Source organism: Bacillus sp. SSR7, from assembly GCF_055902415.1.
In genome coordinates this window covers 1-12,349 of record NZ_JBVVXV010000033.1, presented here as the reverse complement: position 1 = coordinate 12,349, position 12,349 = coordinate 1, and the positions used below count along the sequence as shown (strand labels likewise).

General features: G+C 30.0%; 10 protein-coding genes. 3 read left to right on the top strand and 7 right to left on the bottom strand.

Annotation, left to right across the window (positions count from 1 at the left end):
* Positions 1 to 1,217 precede the first annotated feature (1,217 nt).
* Positions 1,218 to 1,781 carry a class I SAM-dependent methyltransferase gene (locus tag AC0NJG_RS28290; RefSeq protein ID WP_289396884.1) on the bottom strand — a complete coding sequence of 188 codons (564 nt, stop codon included), beginning with the start codon at positions 1,779 to 1,781 and terminating at the stop codon, positions 1,218 to 1,220.
* A gap of 463 nt (positions 1,782 to 2,244) precedes the next feature.
* Here AC0NJG_RS28290 and AC0NJG_RS28285 point away from each other — a divergent pair, with 463 nt between their 5' ends.
* Complete coding sequence (locus AC0NJG_RS28285) at positions 2,245 to 2,805, top strand: MerR family transcriptional regulator (protein WP_306008790.1); 561 nt, start codon at positions 2,245 to 2,247, stop codon at positions 2,803 to 2,805.
* A gap of 292 nt (positions 2,806 to 3,097) precedes the next feature.
* Here AC0NJG_RS28285 and AC0NJG_RS28280 read toward each other — a convergent pair whose 3' ends face one another.
* The 4 genes from AC0NJG_RS28280 to AC0NJG_RS28265 form a co-directional block, all read right to left on the bottom strand.
* Positions 3,098 to 3,742 carry a putative bacteriocin export ABC transporter gene (locus tag AC0NJG_RS28280; protein ID WP_474063687.1) on the bottom strand — a complete coding sequence of 215 codons (645 nt, stop codon included), beginning with the start codon at positions 3,740 to 3,742 and terminating at the stop codon, positions 3,098 to 3,100.
* A 4-nt stretch (positions 3,743 to 3,746) separates the two neighbouring features.
* Positions 3,747 to 5,915, bottom strand: coding sequence for a DUF1430 domain-containing protein (locus AC0NJG_RS28275; protein WP_474063686.1), 2,169 nt, complete (start codon positions 5,913 to 5,915; stop codon positions 3,747 to 3,749).
* Between the two features lie 32 nt (positions 5,916 to 5,947).
* Positions 5,948 to 6,376: a hypothetical protein gene (locus AC0NJG_RS28270; RefSeq protein ID WP_474063685.1), complete on the bottom strand. Its 429-nt coding sequence runs from the start codon at positions 6,374 to 6,376 to the stop codon at positions 5,948 to 5,950.
* Between the two features lie 296 nt (positions 6,377 to 6,672).
* Positions 6,673 to 7,245: a tyrosine-type recombinase/integrase gene (locus AC0NJG_RS28265; protein WP_474063684.1), complete on the bottom strand. Its 573-nt coding sequence runs from the start codon at positions 7,243 to 7,245 to the stop codon at positions 6,673 to 6,675.
* 229 nt (positions 7,246 to 7,474) lie between these two features.
* On the opposite strand from AC0NJG_RS28265, the gene AC0NJG_RS28260 reads away from it, so the two are divergent.
* Positions 7,475 to 9,049, top strand: coding sequence for an HNH endonuclease family protein (locus tag AC0NJG_RS28260; RefSeq protein WP_474063683.1), 1,575 nt, complete (start codon positions 7,475 to 7,477; stop codon positions 9,047 to 9,049).
* A 169-nt stretch (positions 9,050 to 9,218) separates the two neighbouring features.
* The gene (locus AC0NJG_RS28255) at positions 9,219 to 9,803 is read left to right on the top strand and encodes a MarR family transcriptional regulator (protein WP_474063682.1); all 585 of its coding nucleotides are present in this window, start codon (positions 9,219 to 9,221) and stop codon (positions 9,801 to 9,803) included.
* An 824-nt stretch (positions 9,804 to 10,627) separates the two neighbouring features.
* Here AC0NJG_RS28255 and AC0NJG_RS28250 read toward each other — a convergent pair.
* Positions 10,628 to 11,779 carry a hypothetical protein gene (locus AC0NJG_RS28250; RefSeq protein WP_474063681.1) on the bottom strand — a complete coding sequence of 384 codons (1,152 nt, stop codon included), beginning with the start codon at positions 11,777 to 11,779 and terminating at the stop codon, positions 10,628 to 10,630.
* A gap of 11 nt (positions 11,780 to 11,790) precedes the next feature.
* Positions 11,791 to 12,349: hypothetical protein (locus AC0NJG_RS28245; RefSeq protein WP_474063680.1), on the bottom strand; the 559-nt coding region annotated here is incomplete at its 5' end.

The window sequence follows — 12,349 nt, the reverse complement described above, 5'->3', positions numbered from 1 at the left end:
ATCCATGCCTTCGATTTCTTTTGTTTTTAGAATCCTTATATGTTTTCTTGGCGCCGCCATAGGGATGCCTCCTGTCTTTGCTATATTTTTGTATTCATTTATTTGGGAAGACATAGCGAAGCTATGTATCTTTGTTATGAATTGTGTGTAAATGTAGACATGTGGACATTTACACATTTACACATGATTTGTTTGTATGAAATTAAACATTAGTTTATTTAATTTCATTCAAAAAAGCGGAAGCTGAATTTGAATGAACCAATCTTATAGCGAAAGCTATAGATTGGAGAATACAAAATGTGATGTGCAGCATCACATTTTGATCAAACAAATAAAAATGCCGGAGGGCAATTTTATTTGTCTTTTTCTAAGAAGCGTTAGCTGATTTAGAAAAAGAATCTGGACAGATGCGAAGCGTTCTGGCCAGGAAGTCCCGCAGGGCAAAATACGCCTGAAGACCATTCACTCGGCTTGCCGAGCTTGTTTTTGGTTCAAGCGCAGCGAGAATCAAAAATGAATGCGTCTGACCGCAGGCATGGAAAAGCGTCAGCTTTTATCATGCCAAGGCAGGCGTATTTTGCCCTGCTTGAGTCTTGCAGGACGCAGGACGGCGGGACGATCCGTGGAATTCTCTTGAACTTCCCGGTTTAAAGCCGTCAAGGCGATAAACCGGGCTCCCCAGAGGGGAGAATATGTACTTGATTCTATGTGATACCACATAGAATCTGATTTAACTATATTATACAATATATTAATTTAGATATGAGAGATTTTGTAATAGGAATACATGGGGGAATAACTAGAGAAGGGTCGATCACTGAGTCCGTAACGTTTATGCCGCGAAAGTCACTTGACCATGAGGGGCACCCTCATGCAAACTCACCAGAGGTGGCCCCAGAAGGGCGGTTTTTGCCCGCTGGGGTTATCTTTGGGAGTTTGAGGGTGTAGAGGCTCGTGGTCAAGTGAACCGTGGAATAAAAAGTGTAGGACGGGACCCCAGAAAAGGGCAAAAACCAAAGGGGTTATTAGAATTTTAAATTAAAGATCTAGCAAAAAGAGATATTTCTTTTTAGTAATGAATAAAAAGTCCTCCAGTTAAACAAATTGGAGGACTTTTCGTGTTTACATAAAATTTGTTATTGGAAGTAAGTTGTAAAAGGTTGGCACAATTATATCCAATCTTTTCTTATGAATTCTTAATTATGTAACAGTTGATGTTATTTTAATGGTTTTATAGCATCAACTATAAGAGAAACAAAACCGAGCTGTCCATCCTTATTTCTATGGTCAAAACGTTTAGATCTGTAAATAAACCCTTGTTTTTCATCCCACTCATGAAAATGAAAATCTCCATTTTCATCACAATATTCTAGAAGCTTTACCTCAAAACCAGCTTCTTTAAACATGGAAGTTATAGTTTTAAAGTTATGTACAATTTTATGGCTTGCTGCTGGATGATCTTTAGGACCTGGTCCACCCACTTGTACTCCATTTTGATAATCTTCATCTGGGAAAAAACTATCGGGAACGGCACAACGGATGTAACCACCAGGTTTTAGAAAATCAAAGCATATTTTTGCAGCTTCTTTCCCTTCTTCATAGGTTAAGTGCTCCCATACATGTTCAGCTAAAATAGCTGTTACAGTGTTAGGTAAAAATTTTTTCTCCCAATCATCCCGTTTTAACAAGTTTAGTTCTGTCTCTTCTGTTTGTATCCATTTGGGATTGTTATTGTATCCTCCAACACCAACAACCACTCTTATTTCTTCTTTTAAAAGCACAAGGTCATCTCCTTTACAGTATGTATAATCAAATATTTCACTTTGTATTATACCGTTTTATCTCAAAATTAAGAAATGTATATCATATTCACCTTCGGTTAACATAACGTCTCATTATCGGTAGCAAGATTTTTATAGAATCCTTGTATTGGCGGGGATTCTTCTTTTTTTGTCTGATTATCTCGTATACAGGATTTTATACATCATTAATGTAGCGGGGATTCTAGGGATCCGCGCTCTTCTTTTTTTGTATAAAATCTTGTATATAGAAAAAAGATTTTGATGTTATTATCGAGAAGTAATACATATCGGTGGTAAAATCGGAATGTATTTCGGAAATTAAATCGTTTTTAAAATCGGTTTTCATATCGGTTGTAAGTACATTCCGATTTTGAATGGAATGTTGGTTTAATCTTGTTTTTTGAGTAAAAAACGTATTTCGTTTTTTGGGGAGGAATAAAAATTGGAACTAAAATCGGAAATGCACACACCGAAAATTGTTGCGGATCTTTTAGGAATCACACCCGATTTGTTAAAGGTATGGTCAAATGAATTTAATATACAAACGGAGCGAAGTCAGGGAGGACATCGTAGATACTCGAAGGAAAATATAGAAGAATTAAAAGCAATAAAAGAAAAAATACAGGCCCAAAAATGGTCTTACGATCAAGTTCGGTCATGGCGAAACGGAGAACTTGATTCGTTTGTTTCAAAAGAAGAAAAATCAGAATTAGAAAAGAAACTGAATGAAGTATTAGAAAATCAACAGTTACAAAATCAATTTAATCAAGCACTCGTTCAGAAACTACAAGAAATTACGAATGAATTGGTTACGACAAAAAAACATTTAGAGAATACGGAGAAAAAGTTAACTGAAGTAGAAGGGAAAAACAGTGAATTAGAAGTTTTTATAGAGAAGAAGCTAGAGAAACGAGATCAGTTATTGCTTGAAAACATTAGAGATATGCAGGTACAAAATCAGAAACAAAAACGGAAAGGTTTTTTCGGTTTGTTTAAAAAGTAAATTTGGCTGGTATTTTATGTAGGGTTCTAATGTCGGAAAAAGAAGAATAGAAATATAGCATACATACAATAAGGGAATGCAGTATAGATCAGTCTACAAGCATTCCCTTGCTATTAGTATGTTATTTTTTTAGAATTTGCTAGTATTGTATCTTAATTAACGAGCGTATGTAATAAAATTATACATATGATAAAAGAGAAAAGGAATCCATTTAAAAAAGATTGATTAAAATGGATTCCTAGTTTATAAAAAATATATAATTATTTATTTGATGGAGTAATATATCATAAATTCAGCTCAAATTAATTACTCTAGAAAATAAATTTTGTAATTCTGTATCATGAGTTACTACAATAATTGTTTTACCTTCACTATGTAATTTTTTTAATAACATAACAACATGATCTCGATTTTCTTTATCAAGAGCACCTGTAGGTTCATCAGCTAAAATAACATCACATTTTTTTAATATAACCCTTGCAATTGCAAGACGTTGCTGTTCACCACCACTTAACGTATATACTTTTGTTTTTAAAGAACAGGATAAACCCACTTCATCAAGAGCTTTTTTCATTAGTTCTTGTTTTTTTTGTTTTTTTAACTTTTGAAAATGAAGAGCGACTTCTAAATTTGAACCTACAGTTTCATTGTCCATTAAAGCATAATTTTGAAAAATATAACCAAATGTATTTCTAAATAACATTTTTTTATTTCTATATGGATTATTATTTCCTTGTACTATAACTTTTCCGTTATCTGTTTTTTCAAGTAAACCAATAATATTAAGCAAAGTTGATTTACCTGTGCCACTATTACCAATAATTCCTATGAATTCATTGTTAAAAACTTTAAGATTAAAATCTTTTAGTATAAATCGATCACCATATAATTTATTTACCTTATCAAGTTCAATTTCTACTTCTTTATTTTCATTCATGTCATCATCCCTCTTTTATAATCCTTAACATTTTTTTCCCTTCGTTTTGCTTTAAAACTAGATAGGTAATAATATTTTCTAACACAAATAAAATAAAAGTAAAAAAACCAAATAAATAGTTCTCTATTATTAAAGAACAAATAATAATCAATAACCAAATAGCATTTGTAAAAATCAAATATAATTTGTGCTTATCAAAATAAGAATATCCGTTAATTGTTTGAACTGTATGTTTAAATTTATATTGTTCTAAATAATTCATTGTTGTAAAAAAGCTTACTAATAAATAAACAACCAAAATAATTAGAAGAGCAAATATATATTTATACATAACTTTTAAATTTTCTTGAATATAGGTATCCGTAAGATCGTAAGCATTATAAAGCACAGGATAAAAATTTTGTAAACCTAATTCATTAACTATATTTTTAATACTATTATAAGGTACCTTTTTATCCGTCAATTTTATAAAATAACCATCACTTCCAACAGCAGTATCATACCATGCTCCTTCATTCCCATTTTTATTTGTTAAAACAATCCCGATACCATCATAAATACGATTATTTGTATCTTTTGCATTTTCCGTAGAAAAAGTAAAATAATATTGATTATTTTTTACCCAAACAATATGTATTTGCTTATTTTCTTTTAGTGTTTGTTTCTCTCCTATTGCTTTTAAAAAACTATTTTTCACTTCATATTTTTGAAAATAATATGTATCATCTAAATACTGTTTTAACTCTTTTTCTTTACTTTTATATTTTTCAGGAACTAAAACTGTTAATTCTTCACTATTCTCATCAATTTCAACTAATTTATTATCAATTGTTTTTATTCCATTTAATTTTAAATAATTATTGTTTATCATAATTGTGTTTTCACTATATATTGAGGATCCGGCAACAGAGACTCCATGTTGTTTTGCTTTGTAATCATCAGAGACCTTTATTAAAATAGCCCCTCTATCATTTGTATATTTAAATAGTTTGTATTGTTTATCAAACAGTTCTAGAACAGCTCGTGGATTATTTCCATTTGGACCAAGAGCTCTAGTAGGCATTATTCCATATTCTTTTATTTTTTCCCATTGGTTCATGTTCACCTGAGAATATCTATACAAATCAGATAAAGAAATACAAGAAACAAAAAGTAAATACAAAATAATTATCGAGAAAATCGTTTTTGTGAAAAAATTTATAAATTGTATCTGTTTTAATGGTTTCATATTTTTTATACTTGAAGAAATAGATATTTTCTTTACCCTTATAAAAGGATAAGACATAACAAAACACAAAATTATTCCAGCTATTAACTGATACTGAAAATATGTAATTATTACTTTTAACCAATATGAAGTAAATATCAAATCTCCTGCTTTTATTGTTACCATTACAACAGTAGAAGAAAAAACAGCAAGGAAATACAAAATGAATACCTCATAAAAATATTTTTTCCAAATATCAAAAGCTCCATATCCATTTAATAATCGAATCGCGGAATTTTTATATTCTAAAAAATAATAATATATAGTTGTTAATACTGATAAAACAAATAATATAATGATAGGAACTATTTTTAACCAAAATAAACCAATAGGTGATTGAACTTGGTAATCAGTATATTCTATCGTTATCCCTAATTTTCTTTCTATAATATCTATAAATGGTTCTATATGATTTTTATTTTTTAAAGATACAATATACTTTCCTGATGATGGTTTATTATCTTTGAACAATTCTTTTAATGGTTTAATAGTAAAATTCACTTCTTTTTTATAAGAGAATAATTTTCCTGTTGTTAACTTATTCTCTGAAGTAGAAAGATTAAAATCATCAATTTTAGTATCCTTAGGAAAATATCCATTTAATAAAATAAAATTTGAAAAATAAGAATTTACATTATGTGTTAAATAAACATATTCTACTGAAGATTCATCAGAATAAAAAGGTTTGTATATATTAGCATTGTAACGATTAGATGCATCATACAATATTGATAAAAACTTTTCCTCTTCGATATCTAAAACTTTTGGGTTCATAGTGAATACAAAACTAGTCTCTTTTCCTGCTTGCTTCATTAATTTCTCCTGATCAGTAGAAATTAAATCAACAAATACAAAAAAAGAGAGTAAAGAAATCACTATATACAAACTAAATAGGATTTTTTTCATATACTCTCTCTTTCTTTCAAATAATATTATTTTTATTGCATAATATCATAATAAGATCTATACGTATTTAAAGTCCAAAAATAATCTGTAATAGAATTGGCAGGAACACCTCTACTCTTCCATTCAGTTTTCCAATAGTCATCGTTTGCCATAGCTGTTGATCTATGTACCCAGTCTTTTGTATTAAAATCAGAAAACTGAGCTTGTTTTAGTTGCCAATTTAATTTTTGACCGTATGTCCAAACACCACCAGCCACATTTTGTTGCATATTATATTGTGGTTTATCCTCTTTAGTAATAGGTTTCAAATTATCCGAAGCACTAGTATATCCATATTCACTTGAAATAACTTTTGCTTCAGATGACTGAACTGGTAATTCATTTTCTGCTGCAAAACTACTTACAGGTACAGCTAGAACAGCTGTACATAAACTTAATGATAAAATCCCTTTTTTAAGCATTAATATTCCTCCCAATATTTGTAATTTACTACCATTAAAGAATATCAAATATTTGGAAAACATGTAATATATAAATATTTTTATCAATAAAATACAGAATATTCAAAAATTAAAATCAATATAGAAACTAATTAAGTAAAGCTATTATAAGGGAATCCTTGTAGACTGATCTATACTGCATTACCCTATTCTTTATATGCTATATTTCTATTTTAATGTTTTATTTAAATTTTTACTGATCAAATAAATGATTTTAGAATGCTGGTGGTATCTAAATTATTAGCAAACTATGTTTTTTAGATTTTGAAATTATCGAGTATAGTATCCTTTTCTTCTTTATTAATTCCGATATATTTTAGTGTAATTTGTGGTGTGCTATGATTGAGTATTTCTTGCAGCATGGCAACATCTTTTGTTTGTTTATAGAACCAATAGCCAAAGGTTTTGCGCATGGTGTGAGTCCCAATGGATTCTATACCGGCAAAATCTCCGGCTTTTTGCAATTGTCGATAAGCCTGGATCTTACTAATGGGTTTGTCTCCTTTTCGAGAAGGAAATAACCAGGTATTATTTAGAGTTTGAGCATAAGAGTATACCTCATTAAAAATGGAAGTAAGGTTAATCATGCGTTCTTTCTTTGTTTTTCCTTCTTTGATTTTGAATTCCTTTCGTTTCTTTCGTTTTAACTTTATTATAGTTTGTGTTTCAAGTTGGAGTAGATCACTTACACGTAGTCCTGTATGAATTCCAATTAAAAATAGTATATAGTCTCGTTCGGAACAGTGGCGTTTTAGGGACCATTTCATGTCTTCAATCTGTTCTTTGCTACGGATAGGTTGGACATCAATGAGATGTGGTTTTTTGTTCATGGTTTTTGACCTCTTTGTTTATAGTGTTTCGAATGTATACTTTTGTTGTGTATTTTGAGAATATCAGAGGAATTGGTGTAGAGTCAATATTTAAGGGGGAATGAATGTAAACTAATATTTAAAAGTTTACATTCAAATTTAAAACATTTTTTTCTTTTTATATCATTTGTAAAATTTAGTAATAAATTATATTCTTTTATTAATATTAAATGTTTTTAGGAGTGTTGATATGGCAAGTAAAGTAGTTTTAGATGCATTAATTCCTAGGGAAGATTTTGATGTTCAAGATGAGAATATTTTTTCTGGGGCAATTGGAAGATCAAAAACAACGCTATCTATTCCTGATTTAGAATATGATTCTTTCTTTTTTTCAGCCATTCGTAAACCAGATTTTCAAAGAGAAACTAATGAGTGGGAGGCAGAAAAAATATATGAATTTATTAAAAGTTTTATTGAAGGAGAACTTATTCCGGCAATAATTCTTTGGAGAAGTGTAGGGAATTATATATTTATTATTGATGGTTCTCATAGATTAAGTGCATTAGCCTGTTGGATAAATGATGATTATGGTGATGGTGAAATTTCTAAAAGGCATTTTGATGGTTTTATACCAGAAGAGCAATTGAAAATCGCTAGAGAAACTCGTGAAATTATTAACGAAAGAATTGGTCCTTTTAAAGAATATAAATTAGCAAGTAGGGAACCTGAAAAGGTTCGTAAATATGTTGCTGAAAAAGCTAAAAGTCTAGGAGCATTAGCACTTCAAGTTCAATGGGTTGAGGGGAATTCAAAGAAAGCTGAGGAATCATTTTTTAAGATTAACCAACAAGGAGCTCCTATTAATTCAACAGAATTAAAGTTGATTAAGTCTCGAAATAAAGCAAATGGTTTGGCGGCTAGGGCTATTATGAGAAGTGGTAAGGGACATAAGTATTGGTCCGCGTTTAATCAGGAAAACAGAGAGAAAATTGAAAAACTAGCTGAGGAAATTAATGAATTACTGTTTAAACCAGATTATAGAGTTCCTATTAAAACATTGGATTTACCGATAGGTGGTAAACAATTTTCAACTCAGGGTTTATCTTTGGTATATGAAACTATAAATATATGCAATTCTTCAAGCAACGCTAATAAAGGTTCAAAGGAATTAAATGATGATTTAAGTGGTGATATGACTATAAAACATTTAAAGAACTGTAAAAATATTTTACAACGAATTAATAGTATGCATCCAGGTTCTTTAGGACTTCATCCAATTGTGTATTTTTATTCTTTAAGAGGAAGACATAAAATAGCTTCATACTATGCAATACTCTCTTTTATAATTTATTTAGAAAAGGCAAATCGATTTAATGATTTTATAAAGGTAAGAAAAGATTTTGAAAAAGTATTGATTGAGTATGAATTCCTTGTCCAACAAATTGTAAGGAAATATAGACAATCTAGTAATGGATTTGAACATATAAAAGATTATTATGTCGCAATAATGGATAATTTATTGAAAGGATTGGATATTGAGGAAACGGTAGAAAAAATATCTAATAGCAATGAATATTCTTATTTGAGTAAAGCTATAAAAACTGAAGAAGAAGCAAAGAAGAAAAAATTTACTCGTGAGAGAAAATCTTTAGCTTTTATTGTTGAGTCTTTAAAAAATGTTAATTGCTGTGCTATTTGTGGTGGATTGCTTCATTCAAATTCTATTACAATAGATCATATAGTGAGGAAAGAAGATGGTGGGCTTGGTTATGTAGATAATGCACAATTAGCACATCCATATTGTAATTCTACGTATAAAAATTAAATAGTTTAAAAAATAAAAAAAGCCTCTATGTTATAATTGAAAGTGACCAAACTTATCAATTAGTGATGGAGGCTTTTTGTGTACATATTCAACTATAATTTCTATATGAATCATAACATAAAATGTTCTTCTTCTCTAGTTGAAAATCTTAGAAAAGAGGAGAAACATTATGTCAAAAATCAGCAATTTAGAACAGGCTGAAAAAAATGCAAGATTGAGAGATATCGAGAATTCGAAGATTTTGTCAGAAGAAGAGATGTACATAGCGAATGAGCTTCAAGCAAAAGCTAGTTCAAGGGGAATGAAATTAGTTCCTGAACGTAAAATAAAGAATAAAGCAAAGTTTGTTCAAATTATTCAACAAAATATCCAATATTTATTTGAAATTGATTATTTAACAAATGCTGAAAAAGTATTTTTATTAGATATTTCAATGTGTGTAGGATTTTTGAGTAATTGTTTAGTTAGTGATATTAATTCAAAAGAACAGATTCCATTAACTCAGCGAGAATTGGCTAAAAAAATTGGAAGACATGAAACTAAAGTTAGTCCATTAGTTAGAAAGTTAATTGATAAAGGTATTATAGCTCGTTCAGAGAGTGGTGTTGATGATAATAATGTTAGAGCGTATGCATTATTTATAAATCCTCACATCATGTTTTCAGGGAATAGAGATGAAGTGAATCCGACACTTAAAGCTATGTTTAGAAAGGTTCCAAAACAACTTAAAAATTTACCTATTAAATTATTTTAAGTCTACTTTTAAAGTAGACTTTTTTTATTAAATTCGTACTTACCAAAAACGGTAAGTTTACTTACCAAAAACGGTAAGTACGAAAAATCCTGAAACCCTTGGTATCACTGGGTATTTTCAACTTTAGTATGCTTGTCCCTTCTCACTCTATATAGAAATAGCTAAAAGTTCCGCAAGGAACAGGTAGTATTTTTGAGAAAATCACTCAAAAATCTCCACCTTTGCTAGAAAAAAGTCGCCTCGTTAATCCTCGGCTAAAGTCGAAGACTTTTCTTTTTTCTAACATCCTTGCGGAACTTTTTTTGGCTCGTTTGCTTTCATCGCCAAGCCGATAAACTCAAAAGTGGGATTTAGGCATATCGGCTTGAACTACTCATTATACGAGCCAAACCGCTTGATCTAACGTTCCCTAATTAATTATTACTCTATTTTTAGATACGCAATAAGTGGGGTCTCCCCACACCCCCGCCAGCCTCTATCTCAAAAGTAGGGGGAAGACAAAAACGTTTATTAATTTATTAAGTAGATTGTTTATAGTTGATCTTTTTAATAGCGGATTATATATTAAAAATAACTTATTTTTCAATTTATACGTCCTTATTTCTTATGTTAGTGCAAGTAAATAATTGAAAGGAGAGTGAGATTATGAAAAAAATTATATCTGTTTTAGCATTAGTTGGTTTAGTCATTGGTTTGTTAGCTGATGGTATTGCTATTGTGTCTTTTATTGCTAAATTTATTTAATTTTGGACAAGCCTTATTTATTGTAAGGCTTATTTATATACCATTTTAGACAGAAAAATCCTTATTTTTTTCATAAAGACTTAGTTTAAGAGAGGTTTTTCTCTTTCAGATTCGTAAGAAGCGTTGAAATTTAAACGTCTAAATAGATTTGTATTTCGGATTTTAATATTTTTTGAATCAATCATAGATTGCCACGGTTGTAAGTTCTTTTTATTTTCTCTGATTTTAGTGATTCTACTTATAACATTGTTTAATTCACGTTTATGATCTTGGTTCATCACAATAAAAGTAAAACTTGTTATGACTGTTGGAAAGCAAATCTTTAATAAAAATTCAATATGATAAATATCAGAGATTAGGTTATTAATGGTGATATACGATGTTCCTGGTATTGGGATAATATTTGCTACGATTCGTAAGGATTTTTTTTGATCATTAATAAGTAATTTAAGAGAACAACGTGTAGTAAGGATTTTAAAAAGTTCATCTATAAACGTAATGAGTACGTGAAGTTGAGTTTCAGGTGTCTCCTCATTGATTAACCACAATCCTCTATTTTCTTGTTTTGTCTTTATCAAAAAGTCTGTTACAAATTCTATATCAAGATTTTTAGGTATTTTATTGTTTGGAAAGTATTCTCCAAAGTAACGTGTATCTTTTTCTTGTATTGGTTGAATTGGGAAAAAGGGTTCTGTATGTAACAGATAATAATGCTCGTGAGAGCAAAGTAATGCGATTAATAATATTGGGTCTGTATATTGTTTATTTAATTCTAGATAATCTTCCATACGAGTAAAATGGCGGAAGAGTACATTTTCTCCTGGTGCAATTGGCAGCACCTTTTTTTCTTGGCCAAAATAATAGTAAGCTCGATAAGATAAATAAATATATTCCGCACCATAAAAGGATTTAGAACCAATTAACAGTTTATCTTCTAACTCTTTTAATTTTGCGTAACCAAGTGTTCTAGACTTATTCTTTTTTCCTTTTTGGTAGCCAAATAGGTCTAAGAATTGTGATTTTAACATGTAGGGTTGATGATGAAGCATAAATGTAAATAGATTATGATAATGCTTCATGATGAATAAATGTAATTCATCACTTAATTTTCTCTTATGTGGATCTTCCTGAATGTCATGTAAGTTTAAGATATAGGGTGCATTTATATTATTCATAATTTCATGTACTGTATAAAAAGTAGGTGGAACGATAAATGTTGGTTGTATTGCCATGTTTTCTCCTCCTATAGTTGTTCATATCCGGATAAAAATGTTTTCGCAAATTCTTGTTTTTGTTGAATATCAATCTCTTTATAGTTACGTGTTGTTACTTCTATGGCAATGTAACCGTCATGTACTTCACTATAAACGGCTCCATCGGGCGTTGGTTGGAATTTTCCTTGCGGATGGGACTCTACTATTCTTTTTTTGAAATCGTCGTATCTGGGGTCTTTCTGGGCCTCTGAATGTAATTGTTTTTCTGTTTTCCATGTTTCCCTTATTTCTTTCGGTAAAGAAATATATTTTTCAGAGAGACGGATATCATGTTTAGCGTTATTTATACCAGTTTTATATTGATATTCTTTTCCCTCTTTCTTAAACTTTTCTATTCCCTTTTCTCCTAAAACAATTTTTCCTGTGCGTTCTTCTAAATAGCCGCTATGACAAAGTTTTTTCAGACGATCTCCTTTAATGTTATATTCTCTTTCCATTTGTTCTCTGGTAGCTGTTCCAGTTTTCCAAAGCATATCCATGCCTTCGATTTCTTTTGTTTTTAGAATCCTTATATGTTTTCTTGGCGCC

Bases quoted from the DNA above. Each gene is read 5' to 3' on its own strand.
- AC0NJG_RS28265 (WP_474063684.1), bottom strand. From the start codon at position 7,245: ATGAACAAAAAACCACATCTCATTGATGTCCAACCTATCCGTAGCAAA.
- AC0NJG_RS28275 (WP_474063686.1), bottom strand. From the start codon at position 5,915: ATGAAAAAAATCCTATTTAGTTTGTATATAGTGATTTCTTTACTCTCT.
- AC0NJG_RS28260 (WP_474063683.1), top strand. From the start codon at position 7,475: ATGGCAAGTAAAGTAGTTTTAGATGCATTAATTCCTAGGGAAGATTTT.
- AC0NJG_RS28270 (WP_474063685.1), bottom strand. From the start codon at position 6,376: ATGCTTAAAAAAGGGATTTTATCATTAAGTTTATGTACAGCTGTTCTA.
- AC0NJG_RS28250 (WP_474063681.1), bottom strand. From the start codon at position 11,779: ATGGCAATACAACCAACATTTATCGTTCCACCTACTTTTTATACAGTA.
- AC0NJG_RS28280 (WP_474063687.1), bottom strand. From the start codon at position 3,742: ATGAATGAAAATAAAGAAGTAGAAATTGAACTTGATAAGGTAAATAAA.
- AC0NJG_RS28255 (WP_474063682.1), top strand. From the start codon at position 9,219: ATGTCAAAAATCAGCAATTTAGAACAGGCTGAAAAAAATGCAAGATTG.